This is a genomic window from Kitasatospora sp. NPDC088783 (assembly GCF_044750705.1).
Lineage (GTDB): Bacteria > Actinomycetota > Actinomycetes > Streptomycetales > Streptomycetaceae > Kitasatospora > Kitasatospora fiedleri.
In genome coordinates this window covers 37,727-61,652 of the sequence record NZ_JBIVKJ010000002.1, presented here as the reverse complement: position 1 = coordinate 61,652, position 23,926 = coordinate 37,727, and the positions used below count along the sequence as shown (strand labels likewise).

Sequence of the window (23,926 nt, the reverse complement as noted above, 5' to 3'; positions counted from 1 at the left end):
GGCGGTGGCTACGCGGTCGGACGGTGGTAGGACTCGATCGGGGCGCGGGCCTCGTCGAAGAGCGCGGGCCCGTCCTCGACCAGGGCGGGACGGTCGCCGGAGGCCGGGTCGAGCGCCACCAACTGCTCGGTGGCCAGCGCGAACACCACCCGGCCCAGGCCGGAGCGGACCAGGGCGCCCGCGCACATCCCGCACGGCTGGCAGCTGGTGTACAGGGTGGTGCGGGCGGCCTCGGCCGGGTCGAGTTCGCGGGCCGCCCAGCGGGCCAGTTTCAGCTCCGGGTGGGCCGTGATGTCGGCGTCCCGCCGCACGGTGTTGTGCGCCTCGGCGAGGACGGTGCCGTCGGGCGCGGCCAGCAGCGAGCCGTACGGGGCGTCCCCCGACGCGACGGCCCGGGCGGCCAGGGCGATGGCGCGGCGCAGCAGTGGTTCGTCGGCGGGGGTGATCACGCGGTGTCCTTCCGGTGGGCGGCCACGGCGGCCAGGTCCCGCCAGGCCGCTTCCGGCCGGCGGGTCCGCCCGGGGTCGCCGTGGTAGGGGTCGAGGACCACGGCCTGCGCGCCCAGGGCGCGCAACTGCCGCAGGTCGTCCAGTACTTGCTCCAGGGTGCCGGTCCCGGCGGGCCGGTCGGCGCCGGTGACCGGGTCCGGGGTCAGCCGGAACGCGATCCGCGGGGCGAAGCCCGGCAGCGGGTGCGCGGCGAGCACGGCCCGCATCGCGGGCAGGGTCAGGCGCAGCGGGTGCCAGGCGTCGCCGAACCGGGCGGCCCGGCGCAGCGCCGCCGGACCGTGCCCGCCGACCCAGACCGGTATCCGCTCGGCGCCGGGGGGCGCGCCGGACCCGGCGGGCCCGTTCCCGCGCAGCACCTCCAGGCAGGCGTCGGTCAGCCGCCCGCGGTCGGCGAACGGCACCCCGAGCGCCGCGAACTCCTGCCGGGCCCAGCCGGTGCCCACGCCGAGCACCAGCCGGCCGCCGCTCAGCCGGTCGAGGCCCACGGCCATCCGGGCGGTCAGCAGCGGGTCCCGGTACGGCAGGATCAGCACCGTGGTGCCCAGCCGCACCCGGGTGGTCAGGCCGGCCAGCCAGGACAGCGTGGTGAACGGCTCGTGGAAGGGCTCCGGGTAGCGCTCGGCCACGTCCGGGGTGATCGCCACGTGGTCGGAGACCATGAGCAGGTCGTACCCCAGCTCCTCGACGGTGCGCGCCCATCCGCGCAGCACGCCGGGATCGGCGCCGGGGCCGAAGTTCGGTACGTTGACGCCCAGTTGCATGGGGCGAGGCTATCCCGGCGAAGGTCGGCCGGTGAATGGCCGATCCCCGGTGTTCGGCCCGTTCCGCCGGGGATTGCCCGGTAGGATCGCCGGATGACCGGGGATCTCGACGACATCGACTGGGCGATCATCGGGCAGCTCCAGGCGGACGCCCGCCTGTCGCTCAGCGAGCTGGGGCGCCGGGTGAACCTCGGCCCGTCGGCCACCGCCGAGCGGGTGCGCGCCCTGGAGGCCAGGGGCGTGGTCACCGGCTACCACGCCGCGGTCGACCTCGGCCGGGTCGGCTACCCGGTGCTCGCCGTGGTCCGGCTGAAGTACGCCGGCAGCCGCCACCAGCCCCTGCACCGGCTGCTCGCCGAGCGGCGGGAGATCCTGGAGTGCCTGCGCACCACCGGGGACGACTGCTACACGCTCAAGCTCGCCGCCACCTCCATGGCGCACCTGGAGACCCTGGTCGACGAGCTCTGCGCCTTCGGCTCCACCACCACCAGCGTGGTCTACCGCCAGACCCTGCCCTACCGCGGCCCGGCCCGGCCCTGACGGGCGGGGCCCGGCCCCCGGCGTCCGGGCGCGGGTCTCAGGGCCGGGGCGGCAGCGGCGGGCGGCGCAGGTCGGGGCGCGGGGTGCCGGCGGGCGGGGGCGCGGCGGCGGGGGTCGCGGCGAGCAGGGTGAGGGCGAGGTCGACGGCGGCGGACAGGTCGGTGTGCGCGCCGCGGGCCCAGTCGCGCGGGGTGCGGACCACCTCGACGTCCGGGTCGACGCCCCGGTTCTCGACCGAGAAGCCGATCCCGCCGGTGAACCAGCTGGCGTTCTTCGGCACCGAGATCTGGGTGCCGTCGCCCAGCGTGTGCCGCCCGGTCATGCCGACCACCCCGCCCCAGGTGCGGGTGCCGACCACCGGGCCCAGGGCGAGCGCCTTGATCGCGGTGATGATGACGTCGCCGTCGGAGCTGGTGGCGTGGTCGGCGAGCGCGACCACCGGGCCGCGCGGCGCGTCCCGGGGCCACCGGACGGGCTGCCGGCCGCGGGTGAAGTCCCAGGCCAGGACCCGGCGGTGGAGCTTCTCCAGGACCAGCTCGGAGACGTTGCCGCCGGCGTTGCCCCGGACGTCCAGCACCAGCGCGGGGCGGGCCAGCTCGGAGCGCAGGTCCCGGTTGAACTGGGCCCAGCCGGAGCCGCCGAGGTCGGGGATGTGCAGGTAGCCGCAGAGGCCGTCGCTGAACTCCCGGACCAGGTGCCGCCGTCTGACCACCCAGTCCTGGTAGCGGATCGGGCGCTCGTCGGTGAGCGGGGTGACCGCGATCCGCCGGACCCGCCCGTCGTGCCGGAGGGTGAGCTCGACGGTGCTGCCGCCCGTCCCGGCCAGCAGCGGGGTCGGGCCGCGCACCGGGTCGGGCGGGCGGCCGTCCACCGCGAGCAGTTCGTCGCCGTCGTGCAGGCCGTGGCCGGCCAGCGGGGCGCGGGCCTTCGGGTCGGAGGACTCGCCGGGCAGGATCCGGTCGACCAGCCAGCGGCCGTCCGGGGCGCGGTGCGCGTTGGCGCCGAGCAGGCCGAGCGGCTGCTGGGCGATGGCCGGGCCCTCGCCGCGCCGGGCCGGGGTGACGTAGGCGTGCGAGGTGCCGAGCTCGCCGAGCAGCTCGCGCAGCAGGTCGGCGAAGTCGTCGGGGGAGGCGATCCGCTCCAGCAGCGGGGCGTACTGCTCGGTGAGCGCGGGCCAGTCCAGGCCGCACATGCCCGCGTCCCAGAACTGGTCGGCGACGATCCGGGCCGCCTCGAAGTACGACTGCCGCCACTCGGCGGCCGGGTGCACGGTGTGGGTGATCCGGCGCAGGTCGACCGGGACGGGGGCGGTCGGCGCGGCCAGCGGGTAGAGCTTGAGCGCGCCGGCCGAGAACACCGAGAGGGCCGAGCCGTCCGCCGAGACCGCGAAGCCGTCCAACTGCTCGACCAGGGTGGTGCGGCGGCCCCGGGCCAGGTCGAAGTACTCCAGGGCGGGGCGGCCCGAGGTGTCCTCCGGGTGGGCGAAGGTCTGGCCGAGCGCGCCGGAGATCGGCCAGCGCAGCCACACCACGCCGCCGCGCACCGCGGCCGTCGCCGAGTACTTGGAGGCGATCACCGGGAACGGCACCAGCCGCTTGCTCAGCCCCTCCCGGTCGACGTGCACGGTGCCGTCGCCGGTGGCCTCCTCCGGGTCCAGGCCGACCGGCGGGCGGCCCTCGGCGGGCGAGGCGAACGGCGACGGGGTGCCGGCCGCCAGCGGCACCAGGTACGGGCGGCAGCCGAGCGGGAAGGACAGGTCGCCGGTGTGCACGTCGTGCACCGGGTCGAAGCCGCGCCAGGACAGGAACACCAGGAAGCGGCCGTCCCGGGTGAACACCGGGTGCTCGTCCTCGAACCGGCCGCCGGTGACGTGCACCCGTTCCTCGGGCCGGTCGGTGCGGGCCAGCCGGATCGCCCGCAGCGAGCGGCCCGCGACCGGCTCGGACCAGGCCAGCCAGCGCGAGTCCGGGGAGAACGAGGGGCTGGAGACCGGGCCGAACCGGGACGCGGCGACCTCGGTGACCGCGCCGTCCGCGGTGTCCACCAGCAGCAGCCGCCCGTCCGAGCAGGCCACCGCCAGCCGCCCGCCGTCCGGGGCGGCGGCCAGCTCCTGCACCCGGCCGATCCGGCCGCCCGCGATCCGCCGGTCCGCGGGGCGCTCGTCCGCCGCGCCGTCCCGGCCCGGCAGGGCGGCGATCTCGATCGCGTCCGCGCCGTCCGCGTCCGTCACCCAGGCGGCCTGGTTGCCGTAGCCGAGCACCAGCGGCAGCCGGCAGCGCACGCCCGGGGTGTCGGCCAGCACCCGGGCCGGGCCGTCGCGGTGGGTCAGCCAGTACAGCGCGCCGCGCACGTTCAGCACCCCGGCCCGGCCGGTCGCGTCGCAGGCCAGGTCCTTGACGTTGTTGGCCGCGCTCACCTGGTACGGCCGCCGCCCGGCCCGGGCGCCGCCCAGCGGCACCTCCAGGCGGCGCGGCGCCGGGGCGTCCAGCGAGTCGAGCAGCCAGACGTCCCCGGCGTGCTGGTAGACCACCCGGACGCCGTCGGTGGCGGCCTCCCGGGCGTAGTACGAGGCGTGGTCGGTGTGCCGGCGCAGGCCGGTGCCGTCCGGGCGGACCGAGTACAGGTTGCCGACGCCCTCGTGGTCGGAGAGGAACGCGATCCGGGTGCCCCCGGCGCAGGCCACCGGCATCGGCGAGGCCAGGTGCCCGGGCAGGCCGGGCAGCAGCAGGTCGTGGTCCACCCAGAGCCGGCCGGTCGCGCCGCCCCGGTAGCGCTTCCAGAACGCGGGCTCGTGCGGCGCCGCGTCGGTCAGCAGCACCGTGTGCCCCTCGCCGACCTGCGCGTCCGCGACCGGCCCCCACGGCATCCGCCGCCCCGGCGCGCCGTCCGGCGGCAGCTCCCACGCCCAGGCGTAGTGCGCGAACGGCTCGTGGTACGAGGTCACCGCCAGCACCTCGCCGTTCGGCAGCCAGCCGCGCACCCGGGTGTCCTGGCTGCCCCAGTACGTCAGCCGCACCGCCGGACCGCCGCCCACCGGCGCCGTGAACACCTCCGGCGTCAGCGCGAACCAGCTGGTCCACGCCAGCACCTCCCCGTCCGGCGACAGCCGCGGGTGGCTCACCCTGGTCCGGTCCGCGCTCACCCGCCAGGCCCGCCCCACCCCGCCGTCCGCGGCGAGCGGCGCGACCCAGACGTCGTCCTCGGCGGTGAAGGCGAGCAGACCGCCGCGTACATGGGGGTACCGCAGGTATCCGGACACCCTTCCATGGTTCGATCGGCGGCCGGGGCCCGCAAACGCGGCCGGGCCGGGCGGGCGGCCGGGCGGGTGGGCGTACGGAGTCCGGAGCGGCTGACGGCGGGTCAGTGAACCGTGTTCTCCCGTCCATTGACAGGGAGGAGTCACAGCCGGTTCAGTGGTCTAGTCCAACTCCCTGGGTGGGTGCCGGTGCGGCGGCACGACCCGGCCGGGAACCCCACAGCCTGGCGGACGGAGGAGGGCGTCCCCCACACAGAGGCAGGAGCATCCCCACATGCGTACTCCCCGAAGGAAGCGGCTGCTCGCCGCCGGAACCGCCTGGGCGGTGGCCGCCGCCGGCGCCGTCGCGCTCAGCTTCGGCCTGGCCGGGTCGGCATCGGCCGGAGAATTCCTGGTCAACGGCGGTTTCGAGACCAACGCACTGAACCCCTGGACCTGTACCGGCTCGACCGGCTCCGTGGTCACCGGCCACGCCCGCACCGGCAGCTACGCGCTCGCGGGCGCCGCGTCCGCGTCCGACACCGCCCAGTGCGCCCAGACCGTCGCGGTCGCCCCCAACACCACGTACACGCTCAGCGCGTACGTCAACGGCGCCTACGTCTACCTCGGCGTCAACGGCGGCGCCTCGACCTGGACGCCGAGCACCGGCGGCGGCTACCAGAAGCTCTCGGTCAGCTTCACCACCACCGCCACCCAGACCTCCGCCACCGTCTTCACCCACGGCTGGTACGGCCAGGGCACCTACTACGCGGACGACGTCTCGCTGGACGGCCCCGGCGCGCCCGCCTCGCCCTCCGCCAGCGCGAGCCCCTCCAAGTCGGCCTCGCCCTCGCCCTCCGCCTCCGCCTCGCCGTCCGGCAGCCCCTCCACCTCGGCGTCGCCCTCCAGCAGCCCGTCCACCTCCAGCTCGCCGACCACCCCGCCGCCGCCCGGCGGCCACGCCCTGGTCGGCTACCTGCACGCCAGCTTCGCCAACGGCGCCGGCTACCTGAAGATGGCCGACGTCCCCGACAGCTGGGACATCATCGACCTGGCCTTCGGCGAGCCGGACTCCATCACCGGCGGCACCATCCACTTCAACCGCTGCCCGGCCACCGAGTGCCCCGGCGTCGAGTCCGACGCCGACTTCAAGGCGGCCATCGCCGCCAAGCAGGCCAAGGGCAAGAAGGTCCTGCTGTCGATCGGCGGCCAGAACGGCGAGGTGCAGCTCACCACCACCGCCGCCCGCGACAACTTCGTCAACTCGGTCTCCGCGATCATCGACAAGTGGGGCCTGGACGGCCTCGACATCGACTTCGAGGGCCACTCGCTGTCGCTCAACACCGGCGACACCGACTTCAAGAACCCGACCACCCCGGTGATCACCAACCTGATCTCCGCGGTCAAGACGCTCAAGGCCAAGTACGGCGCGAAGTTCCAGCTCACCATGGCGCCGGAGACCTTCTTCGTCCAGCTCGGCTACCAGTACTACGGCTCGGGCCCCTGGGGCGGCCAGGACCCGCGGGCCGGCGCCTTCCTGCCGGTCATCTACGGCCTGCGCGACGACCTCACGCTGCTGCACGTCCAGGACTACAACTCGGGCTCGATCATGGGCCTCGACAACCAGTACCACAACATGGGCAGCGCGGACTTCCACATCGCGATGACCGACATGCTGCTCACCGGCTTCCCGGTGGCCGGCAACACCAACAACGTGTTCCCGGCGCTCAAGCCCTCGCAGGTCGCGATCGGCATGCCCGCCAACAGCTACGCCGGCAACGGCTACGTCGCCCCGGCCGTGGTCAACCAGGCGCTGGACTGCCTCACCAAGGGCACCAGCTGCGGCTCCTACACCCCGCGGGCCGGCAAGCAGCCGAACCTGCGCGGGCTGATGACCTGGTCGATCAACTGGGACAACTACAACGGGAACGAGTTCTCGAAGAACTTCCACAGCTACTTCGGCTGAGCCCGGTCGGCAGTGGTGGAACGCGGAGCCGGTCGCCCCTGGCGGGGGTGGCCGGCTTCGGCTGTTGTGGGGGAGGCGGGGCGGGCGGGTGGCTGGCGCCGGGCTGTGGGGGAGGGGGGTCTGAGCCCGGTCGGCAGTGGTGGGGCGTGGAACCGGTCGCCCCTGGCGGGGGTGGCCGGTTCCGGCTGTTGTGGGGGAGGTGGGGCGGGTGGCTGGTGCCGGGCTGTGGGGGAGGGGGGTCTGAGCCCGGTCGGCAGTGGTGGAACGCGGAGCCGGTCGCCCCTCGCGGGGGTGGCCGGCTCCGGCTGTTGTGGGGGAGTCGGGGCGGGCGGCTGGCGCCGGGATGCGGGGGAGGGAGGGGGCTGAGTCCGGTGGGTAGTAGTGGGGCGTGGAGCCGGTCGCCCCTGGCGGGGGCGGGCGGCTCCGGTCGTCCTCCGGGCCGGGCCGCCGCTGGTCGACCGGCCGGGGTGGCGCGCCTAGCCTGGAGGGGAAGGAGGTGGTGGCGATGCTGGCAGACGCGCCCCTGCTCGCGGTGATCCCGGTGACCGACCTCGAACGGGCCAAGCGGTACTACCGCGACACGCTCGGGCTCACCCTGTCCCGGGAGGGCACCGGAGAGGTGGCCTTCCGCAGCGGAAGCACCGAGTTCGGAATGTACGAGACGCCGTACGGCGGACGGGCCGGCCACACCCTGGCCAGCTGGAAGGTCGCCGACCTGGACACCGAGATGGCCGAACTGCGCGGCCGAGGCGTGGTGTTCGAGGAGTACGACCAGCCGGGGCTGAAGACCCTCGACGGGGTGGCCGAGGCCGACGGGATGCGGGCCGCCTGGTTCAAGGACCCGGACGGCAACGTGCTGTGCGTCAACGAACTGCCCGCGGAGTGAGACGGGCCGGAAACGCCGAAGACCTCCCCGGAGGGAGGTCTTCGCGCTGTCGGTGCGCCGCCAGGGACTCGAACCCCGGACCCGCTGATTAAGAGTCAGCTGCTCTAACCAACTGAGCTAGCGGCGCGTGCTGACGGGGAGAACATTACCTGGTCAGCGCCCGAAACACACAATCGGCCCGGCCGGGGCACCGACGTATGCTGAGGTCGGCGCACCCCGCACCTGCCGAGAGGAACCACCGTGGGCCAGCTGACCCTGCTCTTCCTGGTGCTGCTCGCCTCGGTGGTGACGATGCCGCTGGCGCGCCGGACCAGGATTCCGCAGCCGGTGCTGATGACGCTGGTCGGCCTGGCCTTCGCGCTGATCCCGCAGATCCCCAACATCCAGATCAACCCCGAGTTCATCCTGCCGCTGGTGCTGCCGCCGCTGATCTTCGCGGTGGCCCGACGCTCCTCGGTGCGGTACTTCAAGGCGAACATCCGCTCGATCCTGCTGCTGGCCGTCGCCCTGGTGGTGGTGACCACCACCGCGGTGGCCGGGGTGTTCAGCTGGCTGGTGCCCGCCGCGCCGCTGGCCGCCGCGGTCGCGCTGGGCGCGCTGGTCTCGCCGCCCGACCCGGTCGCGGCCGTCGCGGTGGCCGGCGAGGTCGGGCTGCCGCGCCGGCTGACGGCGGTGCTGGAGAGCGAGGGCCTGTTCAACGACGTCACCGCGATCGTGATCTACTCGCTGGCCGTCGAGGCCGTGGTCGACGGCGACCTGTCGGTGGGCCGGGCCGCGGAGCGCTTCCTGCTGTCCGCCGTGGTCGCGGTGGCCGTCGGCATCGGGCTCGGCTGGCTGAACGCCAAGATCGCCGGGTTCCTGGAGGACCCGACCCAGCAGGTCGCGCTCAACCTGCTCGTCCCGTTCGCCGCGTACACCCTGGCCGAGGAGGCGCACGGCTCCGGCGTGCTGGCCGTGGTGGTCTGCGCGCTCTACCTCGCCGACCGGGCCTCCGACGCCGACGAGGTCTCCTACCGGCTGGTCGGCAACGCGTTCTGGGAGATCGTCGAGACCCTGATCACCGGCGTCGCGTTCGGCCTGATCGGCCTGGAGCTGTCCACCGTCCTGCAGGACGTCCGGGACACCTGGCACACCATGATCGGCGACACCGCGACCGTCATCGCCGTCGTCGTGGTGCTGCGCCTGCTCTGGCTGCTGCCCGCCGCCTGGCTCTCCCGCCGGGTCACCCACGGCGAGGAGGACACCCCGATCAGCTGGCGGGAGACCGTCGTCCTGTGGTGGTCCGGCATGCGCGGGGTGGCCACCGTCGCCCTCGCCCTCGGCATCCCGCTCACCCTGCACAACGGGCTGGACTTCCCGGCCCGCAGCGAGATCGTCTTCATCGCGTTCAGCGTCGTCCTGTTCACCCTGGTGGTGCAGGGCCTCACCCTGCCGTACGTGGTCAAGCTGCTGCGCATCGACGACACCGGCGACGAGCACGAGCGGGCCGTCCGGGAGCTGTGGTGGCGCGCCGCCAGGGCCGGACTGCACCGGCTCGCCGAGCTGGAGGAGGAGGACCAGCTCCCGCCCGAGATCACCGAGCGCCTGCGCGAGCGCCAGCACGACCGCCTCGCCCGGCTCTGCCCGGAGAAGTACGAGGAGGAGGAGGCGCTGGAGGCCAAGCGCCGCGGCAAGCAGTGGCGGCAGGCGTTCGCGATCGAGCAGGAGATGATCGCCGCCTCCCGCCGCGAGGTGCTGGTCGCCCGCGGCGAGGCCGGCGCCGACCCCGAGGTCGCCGACCGGGTGCTGCGCGCGCTCGACCTCCAGTCGGCCCGGAAGTGACGTCCCGTCGACCACTCGCGGTGCAGCACTGCCCGGCCGCATCCAGGGCATAGGGTTGGAGGCGGGCGAGGCCGTCGACGGCGCCGGCACCCGTACCCGCCGGGCCCGGCGCCACCCTCCCGCCGGAACCAGCCGGTATCTGCACCCGACGACGCTAGGAGCAACCGATGTCGGACACCCCCGCCAACGGCCGGACCCCGTTGGACCGCACCCCGCAGTGGGCCGCGCTGGGGAAGCACCGGGCAGAGCTGGGCGAACAGCACCTGCGCGAGCTGTTCGCCGCCGACCCCGACCGCGGCACGCGCTACACCCTGCAGGTCGGCGACCTCTTCGTCGACTACTCGAAGCACCTGGTCACCGACCGCACCCTGGACCTGCTGCGCGAACTGGCCGCCGCCACCGGCGTCGCCGAGCTGCGCGACGCGATGTTCCGCGGCGAGAAGATCAACAACACCGAGCACCGCGCCGTCCTGCACACCGCGCTGCGCGCCCCGCGCGGCGCCGTCGTCGAGGTCGACGGCGAGAACGTGGTGCCCGCCGTGCACGCCGTCCTCGACAAGATGGCGGCCTTCTCCGACCGGGTGCGCTCCGGCGAGTGGACCGGCCACACCGGCAAGCGGATCCGCAACGTCGTCAACATCGGCATCGGCGGCTCCGACCTCGGCCCCGCGATGGCCTACGAGGTGCTGCGCTCCTACACCGACCGCGACCTGACGGTCCGTTTCGTCTCCAACGTCGACGGCGCCGACCTGCACGAGGCGGTCCGCGACCTGGACGCCGCCGAGACGCTGTTCGTCGTCGCCTCCAAGACCTTCACCACCATCGAGACGGTCACCAACGCGGTCGCCGCCCGCGACTGGCTGCTGGAGCGGCTCGGCGCCGGCGAGGAGGCCGTCGCCAAGCACTTCGTGGCGCTCTCCACCAACGCCCAGGGCGTCGCCGACTTCGGCATCGACACCGCCAACATGTTCGAGTTCTGGGACTGGGTGGGCGGCCGCTACTCCTTCGACTCCGCGATCGGCCTCTCGTTGATGATCGCCATCGGCGCGGAGCGGTTCGGCGAGATGCTGGCCGGCTTCCACCTGGTCGACGAGCACTTCCGCACCGCCCCCGCGGAGGAGAACGTCCCGCTGCTGCTGGGCCTGCTCGGCGTCTGGTACGGCGCGTTCTTCGACGCCCAGTCGCACGCCGTGCTCCCGTACTCGCACTACCTGTCGAAGTTCACCGCGTACCTCCAGCAGCTCGACATGGAGTCCAACGGCAAGTCCGTGGACCGCGAGGGCAACCCGGTCTCCTGGCAGACCGGCCCGGTGGTCTGGGGCACCCCCGGCACCAACGGCCAGCACGCGTACTACCAGCTGCTGCACCAGGGCACCAAGGTCATCCCCGCCGACTTCCTCGGCTTCGCCCGGCCCGTCGCCGACCTCCAGCCCGGTCTGGTCGCCCAGCACGACCTGCTGATGGCCAACTTCTTCGCCCAGACCCAGGCGCTGGCCTTCGGCAAGACCGCCGAGGAGGTCGCCGCGGAGGGCGTGCCCGCCGAACTCGTGCCGCACAAGACCTTCCGCGGCAACCACCCGACCACCACCATCCTGGCCCCCGAGCTGACCCCGCACGTCCTCGGCCAGCTGATCGCCCTCTACGAGCACAAGGTGTTCGTCCAGGGCGCGGTGTGGGACATCGACTCCTTCGACCAGTGGGGCGTCGAACTCGGCAAGGTGCTCGCCAAGAAGATCGAGCCCGTGCTGCTCACCGGCGAGGGCACCGAGGCGCTGGACGCCTCCACCGCCCACCTGGTCGGCCGGTACCGCGAGCTGCGCGGCCGGGAGTAGGCCCCTTCGGGCCCGGCGGGGGAGCGGGGGACGGTCGGGAGTTCCGGCCGTCCCCTTCGCGTGTCCGGGCTTCGCGTGCTCCGGGCTTGGCGTGCCCTGTGCTGGGGGTGCCTCGGGCTTCGGGCGCCTCGGGCTTCGGGTGCCTCAGGTGACCCGGGCCAGCAGGGAGTCGGCGTGCGCGGTGACCAGCTCGCGGGCCAGCGCCGGGTCGGGGACGGCCAGGGCGCGGGCCAGCGCCAGGTGCTCGGCGTGGTCCCGCTCCGCGTGCGCGGGGGAGGCCGTCGCGGTGGCGGAGATCCGCACCTGCCGGTCCCAGAGCGTCTCGTAGAGGGAGGTCAGGACGGGGTTCCCGGCGGCGCGCAGCAGGGCGAGGTGGAAGTGCCGGCCGGCCTCGACGGGGTGCGGGTCGCGGTGCTCGCAGGCGGCCAGCAGCTCCGCGGCGGCGGCCGCCAGCGCGGCGGGGCCGCGGGCCGCCAGGGTGTCGACGGCGGCGTGCTCGAACAGGACCCGGGCGGCGAGGACGTCGCGGGCCTCGCCCGGGGCGATCGGGACGACCTGGGCGCCGCGCTTGGGGTACAGGCGCAGGAAGCCCTCGGACTGCAGGCGCAGGAACGCCTCGCGGACGGGGGTGCGGGAGAGTCCGAGCTCGGTGGCGACGACGCCCTCGGAGAGCAGCGTGCCGCCGGGCCAGCTGCCGTCCAGCAGGCGGGTGCGGACGTGCCGGTAGGCCCGGTCGGCGGTGGGGAGGGCGGGGTCGGCGGTGGGCCGGGCGGGGTCGCTCACGCCGTCATTCTGCCACGCCCGCTAGCTTGCATCTAAGCTTGCATCTATGATGCGGGCATGCCTCCGAACGCCCCCCGCTCCCGGACCGCCCTGTTCGTGACCTGCCTGAACGACACCCTCTTCCCCGGCACCGGCCGCGCCGCCGTCACCCTGCTGCGCCGGCTGGGCGTGGAGCCGGACTTCCCGCCGGGCCAGAGCTGCTGCGGACAGATGCACTTCAACACCGGCTACCGCCGGGAGACCGCCCGGCTCGCCCGGCACTTCGTGGACACCTTCGGCGGCTACGAGGAGATCGTCGTCCCCTCCGCCTCCTGCGCCGGGATGCCCGCCGAGGCGTACCCCCTGGCCGCCGTCGGCGACCCCGGGCTGGCCCGGGAGGTGGCCGAACTCGCGCCCAGGGTGGTCGAGTTGACCGAGTACCTGACCGACCGGCTGGGCGTCGAGGACGTCGGCGCGCACTTCCCGCACCGGGTCACCTACCACCCCACCTGCCACAGCCTGCGGGCCGCCCGGCTGGGCGACCGGCCCTACCGGCTGCTGCGCGCCGTCGACGGCATCGACCTCGTCGAACTGCCCGCGCAGGAGGAGTGCTGCGGCTTCGGCGGCACCTTCTCGGTGAAGAACCCGGCGGTCTCCGGCGCGATGAACGGCGACAAGGCCCGGCACGTCCTGGAGACCGGGGCGCCCGTGCTGGCCGCCGTCGACAACTCCTGCCTGATGAACATCGGCGGCCGGCTCACCAGGGACGGCCACCGGGTGCGCACCCTGCACCTGGTGGAGATCCTGGCCCGCACCGCCCAGGACGGGCCGCTGCCCGGCGTCCCGGTGGCGGAGGCCGTGCGATGACGAGGTCGTTCCTGGGCTGGCCCGCGTTCCCCGAGGCCGCCGAACGCGAGGTCGGCAACCGGCAGTTGCGGGAGAACGTCCGCCGCGCCACCCGCACCATCCGGGGCAAGCGGGCCGTCCTGGCCGCCGAACGCCCCGACTGGGAGCAGCTGCGCGACAGCGCCGCCGCGATCAAGGACCGGGTGCTGGCCGACCTGGAGCGGTACCTGCTCCAGGTCGAGGAGAAGGTCACCGCGGCCGGCGGCACCGTGCACTGGGCCCGCGACGCCGCCGAGGCCAACCGGATCGTCACCGACCTGGTCAGGGCCACCGGCGAGCGCGAGATCGTCAAGGTCAAGTCGATGCTGACCGAGGAGATCGGCCTCGACGCCGCCCTGGAGGCCGCCGGGATCAACGCCCGGGAGACCGACCTCGCCGCCGCCATCGTCCAGCTCGGCGACGACCTGCCCTCGCACGTGGTCGTCCCCGCGCTGCACCGCAACCGCAGCGAGATCCGCGACATCTTCGCCCGCGAGATGGGCCGGCACGGCCGCCCCGCCCCCGACGGGCTCACCGACGACCCCGCCGAACTCGCCGAAGCCGCCCGGCTGCACCTGCGGGAGAAGTTCCTCGGCGCCAAGGTCGCCGTCTCCGGCGCCAACTTCGTGGTCGCCGAGACCGGCACCCTGGTGGTCGTCGAGTCCGAGGGCAACGGCCGGATGTGCCTCACCCTCGCCGACACCCTGATCTCCGTCGTCGGCCTGGAGAAGACCGTCCCCGGCTGGCAGGACCTCGAAGTCTTCCTGCAACTGCTGGCCCGCAACGCCACCGGCGAGCGGATGGCCCCCTACACCAGCACCTGGACCGGCACCACGGACGGCGACGGACCGCGCGACGTCCACCTCGTCCTGGTCGACAACGGCCGCACCCGCGCCCTCGCCGACCCGGTCGGCCGGCAGGCCCTGCGCTGCATCCGCTGCGGCGCCTGCATGAACGCCTGCCCCGTCTACGAGCGCACCGGCGGCCACGCCTACGGCTCCGTCTACCCCGGGCCGATCGGCGCGATCCTCAACCCGCTGCTCAAGGGCCTCGACGACGCGCAGACCGCCTCCCTGCCGTACGCCTCCACGCTGTGCGGCGCCTGCAACGAGGTCTGCCCGGTGCGGATCCGGTTCACCGACGTGCTGCTCGACCTGCGCGCCCAGGTCGCCGACGGCGGACGGCACCCGGTGGAACGGGCCGCGCTGAACACCGTCGGCGCGGTGATGGCCCGCCCCGCGCTGTGGAAGGCCGCCGTGAAGGGCGCCGGACTGGTCGGACCGCTGCTGCCCCGGCGCACCGCGCTGCCCGGCCCGCTCGGCGGCTGGACCGACAACCGGGCGCTGCCCGAGATCCCCGGCGAGTCCTTCCGCAGCTGGTGGAAGCGGAACGAGCGCGCCGGCCGGAACGGGCCCGACGGACGGGGCGGGGGCGGCAGTCGGGACGAGCCCGGTGCCCGGGACGAGCGCGGCAGCCGGGGCGGACCCGGCGGGCGGGGCGGGCCCGACGGACGGCAGGCCGCACGGAACCGAGGAGAACACGCATGACCGGCACCGCCCGGGACGAGATCCTGCGCCGCATCCGCGCCGCCGCCGTCCCGCCCGCCCCCGAACCGCCCCGCGACTACCTCCGGCACGCCCCCGGCCTCGACCCCGACGACCGGACCGCCGTGCTCGCGCTGTTCGCCGCACGGCTCGCCGAGTACGGCGCCACCGTGCTGCGCGCCGAGGACCCCGGCCCCGCCGTCGCCCGGGCGCTCGCGGACGAGGGCGCCCGCAGCCTCGTCGTCCCGGACGGGCTGCCCGCCGGGTGGCTGCCCGCCGGGTGGGACGGCGAGGTGCGCACCGACCGGCCGCCGCTCGGGAAGGCCGAACTCGACGCCACCGACGCCGTCCTGACGGCCTGCGCGGTCGCCGTCGCCGACTCCGGCACCCTGGTCCTCGACGGCGGACCCGCCCAGGGGCGCCGCGCCGCCACCCTGCTGCCCGACCTGCACGTGTGCGTGGTCCGGGCCGAACAGGTGCGCTCCGCGCTGCCCGGCGCGCTCGCCCGGCTCGACCCGGCCCGGCCGCTCACCTTCGTCAGCGGGCCGTCCGCCACCGCCGACATCGAGATGATCCGGGTCAAGGGCGTCCACGGGCCCCGCCGGCTGGTGGTCGTCCTGCTGGACCGGGCGGACGCGGCCGACGGGGCGGACCGGCCGACCGGGTCGGGCTAGCCCGCCGGACAGGGCCTAGCCGGCCGGGCTGGGCGAGGCGGAGACCGCCGGGCGCGGGGCCGGGCCGTGCTGCGCCGTGTACACCAGCCCGAAGCCGAGGCCGGCCGCCAGCGTCACCGCGCCCGTCCAGGCCAGCGCGCGGCCCAGACCCCGTCTGCGCCGCTCCCGCCGGTGCGCGCGCAGGGCGGCCGCCTCGGCCTCGGCGAGCTCCGCGTCGAGCCAGGCGGCCCAGTCGGAGTGAAGATCGTCGGACGCCATGACCCGGACATTAGCAGCCCTTTACACACCCTCCGGGCGTGCGGCGCAACGCGAAAGGCCCCCCGGTGAAGGGGGGCCTTTCGCTGTCGGTGCGCCGCCAGGGACTCGAACCCCGGACCCGCTGATTAAGAGTCAGCTGCTCTAACCAACTGAGCTAGCGGCGCCTGCTGACGTGGAAGACTCTAGCAGCGGCCGGGGCCGGGGCTCAAATCGATTCCGGCCCGGACGGCACCCCCCGTTCAGCGCGCGTTCGACCCCGGGTCGCCCGCCTCCCGGGTGCGGCCGCGCGCCGCCCGGACGCACGCCCACAGCACCACCGAGGCCCCCGGCAGCCAGGGCTCGCCGGTGTCCGGCGCGACGATCCACCGGCTGGACGAGGACTCCGGCTCGTCGATCGCCCGCTGCACCGGCGGCACCGTGATCGCGTCCCCGGGGCCGTGGCACAGCAGCGGCGGGACGTCCCGGGCCCACTCCTCCCAGGCCAGCAGGGTCCGCAGCCGGGCCGCCGTCCCCGGCTGCACGAACAGCAGCGTCCGGCCCCGGTACGTCGCCACCGGGCCGCAGCCCGGGCCCGAGGTCCACAGCTCGTCCAGCACCCGGCGGCCGAACACCGCCGGCAGGCTGATCACGTCGAAGACCCGGCCGCACGGCAGGACCGCGGGCGCCCACGGGCGGGCCTCCCACAGCGCGCGCATGCTGCTCGGGTACTCGCTGGCGGAGGCGAGCCACGCCTCCCCGGCGACGCTGACGTACTCCACCGATTGATAGGTCCAGATGTCCACCCGGCCAGGGTGGCCCGGCGGCGCGGCCGGGCGCGCCGAAAACGGCGTTCGCCGGACAGCGGCGGGGGTCCGGGCGTATCATCGCCCGCCGCATATGCCAGTGGCCTGGCGGAGCCGACGGCGGCTGAGGACGGGCCCTACTCCTCCGGGCCGCGGCGCTGCAGCGACCGGCCGTACTCGACCATCTTCACCGCGTAGTCCGGCGTCCAGTCCGCCCGCTCGGCGATCTGCTCCGCGGAGAGCGCGTCGAACCGGCGCGGATCGGCGAGCTGGGCGGCGGCCATCGCCTGGAAGTCCGTCGCCCGCTCCGCCGCGGCCCGGAACGCCAGGGCCAACTCGGTGGAACGCGAAAGCAGTTCGGACGGGTCGTCGATCGACTCCAGGTCGAAGAACCGTTCCGGCTCGGGCGCCGCGCCCTCCGGCTCGAAGATCAGCTGAGCCGGACGGATCCGTCGGGCCGGCCCCGGCACCGGCGGGACGACCGCCGGAGTCGGCGAACCGCCCTGGTCGGACGCCTGCGGATGCGAGTCGGGCATGACGGGGGCACCTCCGGGGGTGAAAGGGGAAAGACGGCCGCCGTCCATTGTCGCGCGCGGACCGCCAGAACCGGAACGGTGCGGCCACGGGCGCTATTCCCCGCCGGGGGCGTACGGGTGGCTCCGCGCGCCCCCGGCGGCACTCGGCGGCACCCGGCGGCTAGAGCCGGACGCGGTGGTGGGCGAGGTGGGCGAGGACCGCGTGGTTGGCCTCCCAGCCGTCGGGGAACTTGACGGCCACGCCGAGCTGGACCGGCTCGGTGGCCGGGTGGTCGTCGAGCAGTTCGGGGATGCCGGCCCGGGCGACCACGATGCAGGCGTGCCGGTGGCGGGAGGCCAGGACGCAGAGCCGGCCGGTCTCCAGGTGGAACGCGGTGGCGTCGGGGCGGCCGGAGAGCGGGTGCAGCACGACCGTGACGTCGTACTCGCGGCCCTGCAGCCGGTTCGCCGTGTCGACCGTCACCGCCTCGCCCGCCGCCGGGTCGACCGGGACGCCGAGCCGGGCCAGTTCGGCGCGCACCGCGGCGGCCTGGTCCCGGTGCGCGGTGCCCACCGCGACCCGGCCCGCGGTGAGCGGGGCGCTGCCCTGCTCGGAGTGCGCGGTCAGCTCGCGCTCCAGCAGCCGGCGGACGGTGGCCGCGACGGCGGCGACCGCCTGGGCGTCGGTGCGGACGGTGTGCCGGGCGGGCAGCTCCAGCAGCGCCCAGCCGCTGCTCGCCGCCTCGTCGATCGCCGCGTCCACCGCCGAACCGTCCCCGCGCCGCCCCGGCCGCAGGGTGCGGTCACCCGGGCCGGTGCCGGAGCGGAACGGCGTGTACGGGTAGAACGCGGCGGACACCAGCGGCGCCGCCGAGGCGGGCAGCCGCCAGGAGACCGGCAGGCGGTGCGGCTGGATCGCCGGGTTGTGGGCCAGCAGGGTGACCACCGCGGAGGAGGACGGGTCGTAGGACAGGCCCGCCCACTGGTCGGTGCCGACCACGGTGAACGGGTCGAGCTGGCCCGGGTCGCCGACGAACAGCGCCCGTTCGAAGAGCCGGGCGACGGCCAGCAGCGCGTCCGAACGCATCTGGTACGCCTCGTCCACGATGGCCTGCCGCCAGGGCTGCTCGGTCCGCACCCACTGCCACTTCGCGGCGGTGGAGATCACCACGTCCTGCTCCAGCAGGTCGGCGACCTTGTCCCTCGCGGTGACGTTCGGGTGCCGCAGCGCCTCCGGCGCGGGCCGCGCGTCGCTCGCGTGCAGCCGGCCGACGGTGATCCCGGGGGCCTTGGACGCCAGCCGGTCGACCAGGTCGTCGACCTGGCTGTTGGTCTGGGCGACGATCATCAGCCGCTCGCCCGCGCCGACCAGTTCGCGGGCCGCCCGCACCACCAGCGTCGACTTGCCCGCGCCCGGCGGGGAGTCCACCACCACGCCGCGCGGCGCGCCCGGCACCGGGCGCACCACGGCGTCCAGGATGCCCGCGACGGCCCGGTCGGCGGCCTCGCCCGGGGCCGGCCCGGCGGCGGGGGAGGAGGTCTGACGGTCGGTCACCGGCGCTCCGGAAAGGTCCATGCGCTGATCATTCCCACTCGTCCGCACCGGCCGACACCTCCTCGACGGCCACCGGGGGGCCGCCGTGCGTCCACGGCGTGTCCGCCGGGTCCGGCAGCGGCGCGGACTGCCGGGGCGCCAACTCGAACAGGGTGAACACCACGGCCGTGCCCGGCTCCGGCACGCTGCCCGGCTCCGGCTCCCGGCGGCGCCCCATCCCGGACAGCAGCCGCACCACCACCTCGCCCGGCGCGGCCGAGACCACCTCGGCCCGCTGGGCGGGCTCCGCGTGCGCCCGGTGCACCTCGCGGCCCGGATCGGCGTGCGGACGGTCGTCGGTGCGCACCACCAGCAGCGGGCGCGGCTTGGGGGAGCGGCCCGCCGACCACTCCGGGACGACGTCCACCACCTCGCCGGCGAACGCCTCGCCGGACAGCCGGCGCTCCGCCATCGCCAGCGGGTCGTCCAGCGACTCCTGGATCTCCAACCTGGCCTGCTCGCGCTCGCGCTGGGCCAGCTTGCGGGCCGCCGTCACCGCGTCGTCCCGGCGCGGCTGCGGGGGCTCGCCCGCCGCCACCCGGTCCCGGTGCATGGTGAACGACCAGCGGTCGCCCTCCCAGCGCTCCGGCAGGTGCCCGGCCGCCGGCAGCGCCCGCAGCAGGTCGAGGCCGCGCCAGACGTCGTGCCAGGTCGGCAGCGTCGCCGCGCGCAGCACCCGGGCCAGCTCGGCCCGCGCCTGCTCGACCAGGGCCGCCGCCCGGCGGGACTCCGCGCCGTCCCGGGCGGCCTCGGCCCGCTCGCGCACCGCGACCGCCGCGTCGTGCCGCAGGATCGCCGGGGCCAGCACCCGCTCGTCGAACTTCGGATCGGTGGTCGGACCGGCCGGCGGGTGCAGCAGCAGGCCGTCGCCGTCCCGCGCCGACTCCACCCACTCGGCCGCCGCCGCCCCGGTCGCGGCCGGCTCCAGCCCGGACGGCGGCAGGTGCCAGGCCAGCCGGGCCGCCAGGTGCTGGTCCTCCAGGTTGCTCTGCCCGGTCGCCCAGTGCCGCGCCAGCAGACCGGTCACGGTCAGCAGCATCGAGGAGCCCGGCACCTGCGCCCGGTCCGTCAGGTGCGTCAACCAGCGCCCCAGCAGCGGGACTTCGGTCGGCGCCGGGTACTCGCCCGGATCCGGGTCCTGCGCCGTGCGGCGGAACCGGGTGGAGCGGCCCAGCAGCGCCAGGTGCGCCACGCCCCCCGCGTTCGGCACGACCAGCTGCGGCGCGTCCGCGCACAACTCCCGCACCACCGGCACCTTCTCGCCGCTCACCGGGTCCTTCTCGGAGCCCTCCAGCAGCTCCACCTCGTCCCCGAACGACTCCAGGTACGGCACCACGTCCCGGGCCACCGCGGCCAGGAACTCCGAACGCTGGGTGCGGTTCAGCGGCTGCGGCACGAAGTGCAGCCGGGGCGCCTCCCGGTCGGTGCCCAGCAGCACCGCCAGCGGGGCCCCCGCCTCGCCCGCGGCCGCCAACGGCACCAGCACCATCGGACGCTCCGACAGGTGCCGGTGCCGCACCGTCGCCAACGGCTGAGCCCGCTGCGCCCGCACCGCCTCCAACCGGGCCAGCGTGGACAGCAGGCTCACCGCGCGCCCCCCGCCGCCGCCAGCGCCTCGGCCCGCAGCCGGGCCGCGTACGCCAGCCGCTCGGACGCCTCGTCCAGCCCCAACTCGGCCGCCAGCTCCGGCTCCAGGCCCGCCGCGGCCCCGGACTCCGCCGCCGCCAGCGCCTCCTCGACGGTGCGCAGCGCACCCAGCTCGCCGCGCACCCCGCGGCCCAACTGCTCCACCGCGCCCGCGCAGCGCGCCTGCGCCCGGCAGTGGAAGCCCAGCTCGCAGGTGGAGATGCACTCCGGGGCGTACGCGGCGGGCACCGCGTCGACCGCCTCCGTCAGCTCCCCGACCGGCCGGGTCGGCGCGCCCGTGTCGTCCCGGGCCAGGTCGAAGGTCACCCCCTCGGGCAGCGCCGCGAGCAGCTGCTCGACCCTGGTCATCCGGGACAACTGCCGCCGGGTGGTCGCCAGTTCGCGCCGCACGTCGACCGGGACGGCGACCGGCTGCGCGGAGAAGTCCTTCGGGCAGACCAGCAGCACCGTCAACTCCGGCGCCCCCGGCAGCTCCTGGACGGCGTACGGATCGGCGGACAGCGGGCGGCCGGCCAGCCGGGCCGCCGCCTCCTGCAGCGCCAGCACGTACACCGCGGCCTGCCGGGCCGCCGCGCCGACGTTCGCCGGATCGGCCGAACCGTCCAGCACCGGGAAGGACTTGATCTCCACCACGGTGCACCGCCCGGCGTGCACCACCAGCGCGTCCGGCTCCAGGTAGGCCGGGCTGCCCGCCACGTCCAGCCGCAGCATCGGGTGGTCCAGCAGCGTCCAGGCCGCCGGATCGGCCGCGGCCTCGGCGAGCGCCGCCAGCGTCCGCTCCGCGCGGACCGCCGGGGCCGCCGCGGGCAGCAGGTCCGGCACGGCGGGCGAGGACGCCTCGTCCGCCGCCACGCCCAGCCGGCGGCGCAGCGGATCGAGCAGCACCGCGTAGCCGTCCCGCTTCAGCCGGGACTCGAACTGCAGGCCGCGGCGGATCGCGAACGGCGACTGGCCGAACGGCGCGGGACGCCCCAACTGCCGGGCGAGCGCGGTCTTGTCGACGCCGGCGGCGTCCAGCAGGGCGCGGCGGCGGCACCCCGGATTGGCGGCGAGGGCGGCGAGGGCCCGGGCGTCGAGGCTGCGCTGCGGCGCCGGGCCGCGCAGCTCGGAGAGCCGCCGCAGCGGCGGGGTGGCCTGCCCCAGGTGCGAGACGTTCATGGTGCGGCCCAGTCTCGCATCTGCAGCCGACAACGCGGAGCCCGGAGGTCGGTCCGGTGGGTCGGGTGGGGGATCATGGGGCGGTGGCCCTCGACGGCGGGGCCAGTGAACCGCACCCTTCCGAACGAGGTACCCCGCATGCCCGCCCGCATCGTGCTGGTCCGCCACGGCGAGACCTCCTGGTCGGCCACCGGCCGCCACACCGGCCGCACCGACGTCCCGCTCACCGACGAGGGCCGCGACATGGCCCGCGCCCTCGGCGAACGCCTCGCCCGCGCCCCGTGGAACGGCCTGCCCGACGCGACCGTCTACACCAGCCCGCTCTCCCGGGCCCGGGAGACCGCCGAACTCGCCGGCTTCGGCGACCGCGCCACCGTCCGCCCCGAACTCCTGGAGTGGGACTACGGGCAGTACGAGGGCCGCACCGGCGCCGAGATCCGCGAGACCGACCGGCCCGGCTGGCTGATCTGGCGCGACGGCGTGCCCGGCGGCGAGACGCTGGCCCAGGTCTCCGGCCGGGTCGACGGCTTCCTCGCCGAACTCAACGCGGAGCACGGCACGCCCGACCCCGACACCACCACGATGCACTGCGCGGACCGCGACGTCGTCCTGTTCGCCCACGGCCACCTGCTGCGCATCCTGGCCGCCCGCTGGCTCGGCCTGCCCGCCGAGTACGCCCAGCGCCTCAAGCTCGGCACCGCCGCGCTCTGCGTGCTGTCCTGGGAGTACGGGCTGCCCGCCGTCGAGATCTGGAACGACCACAGCCACCTGGAGCGGCTGGGGCACTGACGTCCGGCCGGGCGTTCGCGTCCGCGCGGACGCTGACGCCCACCCGCGCGCTGACGTCCGCCCGGGTGTTCGCGTCCGCCCGAGCGTCGACGTCCGCCCGGGCGCTGACGCCTGCCCGGGCGCTGACGCCCGCTCAGGCCGCCGCCGCGTCGTAGCCGTCCAGGAAGTCCCGGACCTCCGGCACGGCGGCGTGGTCGCGCAGCCGGTCCGCGGTCCGCGCCAGCATGCCGCGGATCCGCGCGGACCGGACCCGGTCGAGCAGCGCCACCGCCGCCGCGCCGTGCTCGGCCGCGCCCGCCAGGTCGCCCCGGCCCAGCCGATCGTGCGCCAACTCGGCGGTGTACAGCACCCGGTTGCGCACGAAGTGCGGCTCCTGGAGGCCGATCGCCCGCTCGGCCCGGCCACTGGCCCGGTCCCACTCGCCCAGCGCCGACCAGCACTGGGCCTCCTGCCCGGCCAGTTCGGCCTCGCCGAAGAAGGACATCCACTCCGGGTCGTCCGGCCGCTCGCCCCGGTCGAACAGCGCGTACGCCCGGGCCAGCGCCCGCTCGCAGGCCGACCGGTCGCCGAGCAGCGCCCAGCCGCCCGCCTCGCGCAGCGCCAGCAGTGACAGCAGCCGGTCCGAGCCCAGCCCGTCCGCCGCGGCCTGCCCGGCCTGGGCGGCCCGCAGCGCCTCCCGGGGGCGCCCGGCGTCCCGGGCCAGGAAGGCGCTGTTGCTGAACACGTGCGCCTCCAGGTGCGGGTCGCGGGCCATCCGGGCGGTGGCCAGCGCCTCCGAGTAGAACGACCTGGCGTCCGTCAGCCGGTTCGAGTCGTGGGCCAACCAGCCCACCGAGACCGCGAGTTCGCCCGCCCCGCCCTGCAACCGGCGCTCGGTCGCGGCGTTGTACTCGCCGTCGTTGAGCAGCACGTAGGCGCTGCGCAGCGACTGCCCGGCCAGCTCGAACAGGGCGTCCGCGCCGTGCGCGTCGTCCAGCAGCCGGATGTCGCGGACCGCCTGCTCGACGCCCTCCACCTCGGCCGCGCCGACCCGGCGGCGCTCCGGCCGGGGCGGGGCCGCGGGCAGCGGGGCGGCGGCGGAGGGTGGGGCCTGGTCCAGGCCGAGCACGGCCGCCAGGGCGGTGGGACCGCCGTTCAGGAACGTACGGCGAAGCACGTCGTCGTTCTCCTCGTCAGACCGGAGCGGGGCGTCCGGCGGGTGCGCCGGGACGGACGGTTCGGTGGCCGGCGCCCGGCGGCGGACCGCCGTGCGCGGGGCGAACCCAAGCTCCGCCAGCGACTTCTCCGGCCACATGTGCCGGAACACCCGCTCGTACGCGTAGTTGGGGCAGCGGATCTCGCCGGACTCGACCCGTCCGACGTAGCGCGCGTCGCAGGACACGTGCTCGCCGATCTCCCGGGCGGCCCGGCGGACCAGGGTGGCGAACTCCCCCGGCGAGAGGGCGCCGCGCAGCTCGCGCATCGCCTGGTTGGGGACGGGCGCCGGACGGGGCCCGCCGGTTCGCGTGGCTGCCATGCTGCACTCCGAGGTCGTGCCGGGGTGGTCGCGCCGACCCCTGGGGGGAGGGCCGCCGCGTCGCCACGACAGTACCGGCAGTCACCGTGCGAACACAGCGAGTTGCGAGGAGTAGGTGGGTCAATTGCGGACAATACGGACCTAGTTGCCGCGTTGTGCCATGAAATGCCATGGCTTGCTGTATCGGAGGCCGTGGCCTGGACGCCCGGTCCCGCGTTGTCCTGGTACATGGACACCGGCGGTGCGGGCCCC

At 75.4% G+C, this 23,926-nt stretch carries 19 protein-coding genes, 2 tRNA genes and 1 pseudogene; 9 read left to right on the top strand and 13 right to left on the bottom strand.

The features are described 5' to 3' along the window. Positions 1-8 precede the first annotated feature (8 nt). Both ACIP60_RS04745 and ACIP60_RS04740 read right to left on the bottom strand, forming a co-directional pair. Positions 9-449: a nucleoside deaminase gene (locus tag ACIP60_RS04745; RefSeq protein ID WP_400680064.1), complete on the bottom strand. Its 441-nt coding sequence runs from the start codon at positions 447-449 to the stop codon at positions 9-11. Further along, complete coding sequence (locus ACIP60_RS04740; RefSeq protein ID WP_400680062.1) at positions 446-1,270, bottom strand: LLM class flavin-dependent oxidoreductase; 825 nt, start codon at positions 1,268-1,270, stop codon at positions 446-448. Before ACIP60_RS04740 ends, ACIP60_RS04745 begins: the two co-directional genes overlap by 4 nt. A 93-nt stretch (positions 1,271-1,363) precedes the next feature. Here ACIP60_RS04740 and ACIP60_RS04735 point away from each other — a divergent pair, with 93 nt between their 5' ends. Next, the gene (locus ACIP60_RS04735; protein ID WP_400680060.1) at positions 1,364-1,810 is read left to right on the top strand and encodes an Lrp/AsnC family transcriptional regulator; all 447 of its coding nucleotides are present in this window, start codon (positions 1,364-1,366) and stop codon (positions 1,808-1,810) included. A gap of 37 nt (positions 1,811-1,847) precedes the next feature. Here ACIP60_RS04735 and ACIP60_RS04730 read toward each other — a convergent pair whose 3' ends face one another. Then, positions 1,848-5,069 carry a S41 family peptidase gene (locus ACIP60_RS04730; protein WP_400680057.1) on the bottom strand — a complete coding sequence of 1,074 codons (3,222 nt, stop codon included), beginning with the start codon at positions 5,067-5,069 and terminating at the stop codon, positions 1,848-1,850. Positions 5,070-5,340: 271 nt separating this feature from the next. Here ACIP60_RS04730 and ACIP60_RS04725 point away from each other — a divergent pair, with 271 nt between their 5' ends. Together ACIP60_RS04725 and ACIP60_RS04720 are read left to right on the top strand one after the other, a co-directional pair. Beyond that, positions 5,341-7,011 carry a chitinase gene (locus ACIP60_RS04725; protein WP_400680055.1) on the top strand — a complete coding sequence of 557 codons (1,671 nt, stop codon included), beginning with the start codon at positions 5,341-5,343 and terminating at the stop codon, positions 7,009-7,011. Between the two features lie 505 nt (positions 7,012-7,516). Further along, positions 7,517-7,897 (top strand): VOC family protein, encoded by a 381-nt coding sequence (locus tag ACIP60_RS04720; RefSeq protein WP_400680053.1) that lies wholly within the window; start codon positions 7,517-7,519, stop codon positions 7,895-7,897. A 53-nt stretch (positions 7,898-7,950) separates the two neighbouring features. Here ACIP60_RS04720 and ACIP60_RS04715 read toward each other — a convergent pair. After that, a tRNA-Lys gene (locus ACIP60_RS04715) sits at positions 7,951-8,024 on the bottom strand. A 113-nt stretch (positions 8,025-8,137) separates the two neighbouring features. On the opposite strand from ACIP60_RS04715, the gene ACIP60_RS04710 reads away from it, so the two are divergent. Both ACIP60_RS04710 and pgi read left to right on the top strand, forming a co-directional pair. Then, complete coding sequence (locus ACIP60_RS04710) at positions 8,138-9,718, top strand: Na+/H+ antiporter (protein WP_400680052.1); 1,581 nt, start codon at positions 8,138-8,140, stop codon at positions 9,716-9,718. Between the two features lie 167 nt (positions 9,719-9,885). Next, positions 9,886-11,550, top strand: coding sequence for a glucose-6-phosphate isomerase (gene pgi / locus ACIP60_RS04705; RefSeq protein ID WP_400680049.1), 1,665 nt, complete (start codon positions 9,886-9,888; stop codon positions 11,548-11,550). A 144-nt stretch (positions 11,551-11,694) separates the two neighbouring features. Here the strand turns inward: pgi and ACIP60_RS04700 are convergent, their stop codons facing one another. Beyond that, on the bottom strand, positions 11,695-12,333 hold the full coding sequence (locus tag ACIP60_RS04700) for a GntR family transcriptional regulator (RefSeq protein ID WP_400680046.1): 639 nt from the start codon (positions 12,331-12,333) through the stop codon (positions 11,695-11,697). Positions 12,334-12,390: 57 nt separating this feature from the next. Here ACIP60_RS04700 and ACIP60_RS04695 point away from each other — a divergent pair, with 57 nt between their 5' ends. Genes ACIP60_RS04695 through ACIP60_RS04685 form a run of 3 tightly spaced genes read left to right on the top strand, consistent with a single transcriptional unit; the run spans position 12,391 to position 15,415 of the window. Continuing rightward, entirely contained in the window at positions 12,391-13,179 is a 789-nt protein-coding gene (locus tag ACIP60_RS04695) for a (Fe-S)-binding protein (RefSeq protein WP_400680043.1), read from the top strand. Further along, the gene (locus ACIP60_RS04690) at positions 13,176-14,744 is read left to right on the top strand and encodes a LutB/LldF family L-lactate oxidation iron-sulfur protein (protein ID WP_400680040.1); all 1,569 of its coding nucleotides are present in this window, start codon (positions 13,176-13,178) and stop codon (positions 14,742-14,744) included. The genes ACIP60_RS04695 and ACIP60_RS04690 overlap by 4 nt, the downstream gene beginning before the upstream one ends. Then, on the top strand, positions 14,741-15,415 hold the full coding sequence (locus ACIP60_RS04685; protein WP_400680037.1) for a lactate utilization protein C: 675 nt from the start codon (positions 14,741-14,743) through the stop codon (positions 15,413-15,415). The genes ACIP60_RS04690 and ACIP60_RS04685 overlap by 4 nt, the downstream gene beginning before the upstream one ends. A gap of 15 nt (positions 15,416-15,430) precedes the next feature. Here the strand turns inward: ACIP60_RS04685 and ACIP60_RS04680 are convergent, their stop codons facing one another. From ACIP60_RS04680 to ACIP60_RS04650, 7 genes and pseudogenes are all read right to left on the bottom strand, one after another. Then, a complete protein-coding gene (locus ACIP60_RS04680) occupies positions 15,431-15,673 on the bottom strand; it encodes a hypothetical protein (protein ID WP_400680034.1) in 243 nt (80 codons plus the stop codon). 90 nt (positions 15,674-15,763) lie between these two features. Further along, a tRNA-Lys gene (locus tag ACIP60_RS04675) sits at positions 15,764-15,837 on the bottom strand. Between the two features lie 75 nt (positions 15,838-15,912). Continuing rightward, positions 15,913-16,476, bottom strand: a pseudogene (locus ACIP60_RS04670) (bifunctional DNA primase/polymerase); the annotation flags it as partial. 116 nt (positions 16,477-16,592) lie between these two features. Beyond that, positions 16,593-16,991 carry a hypothetical protein gene (locus ACIP60_RS04665; protein WP_400680031.1) on the bottom strand — a complete coding sequence of 133 codons (399 nt, stop codon included), beginning with the start codon at positions 16,989-16,991 and terminating at the stop codon, positions 16,593-16,595. Positions 16,992-17,151: 160 nt separating this feature from the next. Continuing rightward, positions 17,152-18,546 carry an AAA family ATPase gene (locus ACIP60_RS04660; protein WP_400680028.1) on the bottom strand — a complete coding sequence of 465 codons (1,395 nt, stop codon included), beginning with the start codon at positions 18,544-18,546 and terminating at the stop codon, positions 17,152-17,154. A gap of 7 nt (positions 18,547-18,553) precedes the next feature. After that, positions 18,554-20,152 (bottom strand): hypothetical protein, encoded by a 1,599-nt coding sequence (locus tag ACIP60_RS04655; RefSeq protein ID WP_400680026.1) that lies wholly within the window; start codon positions 20,150-20,152, stop codon positions 18,554-18,556. Beyond that, entirely contained in the window at positions 20,149-21,369 is a 1,221-nt protein-coding gene (locus ACIP60_RS04650) for a hypothetical protein (RefSeq protein ID WP_400680023.1), read from the bottom strand. The genes ACIP60_RS04655 and ACIP60_RS04650 overlap by 4 nt, the downstream gene beginning before the upstream one ends. A gap of 138 nt (positions 21,370-21,507) precedes the next feature. Between ACIP60_RS04650 and ACIP60_RS04645 the strand changes: the two genes are divergently transcribed. After that, positions 21,508-22,158 carry a histidine phosphatase family protein gene (locus tag ACIP60_RS04645; RefSeq protein ID WP_400680021.1) on the top strand — a complete coding sequence of 217 codons (651 nt, stop codon included), beginning with the start codon at positions 21,508-21,510 and terminating at the stop codon, positions 22,156-22,158. Between the two features lie 133 nt (positions 22,159-22,291). Here ACIP60_RS04645 and ACIP60_RS04640 read toward each other — a convergent pair whose 3' ends face one another. After that, on the bottom strand, positions 22,292-23,674 hold the full coding sequence (locus ACIP60_RS04640; RefSeq protein WP_400680018.1) for a tetratricopeptide repeat protein: 1,383 nt from the start codon (positions 23,672-23,674) through the stop codon (positions 22,292-22,294). Positions 23,675-23,926: the final 252 nt, after the last annotated feature.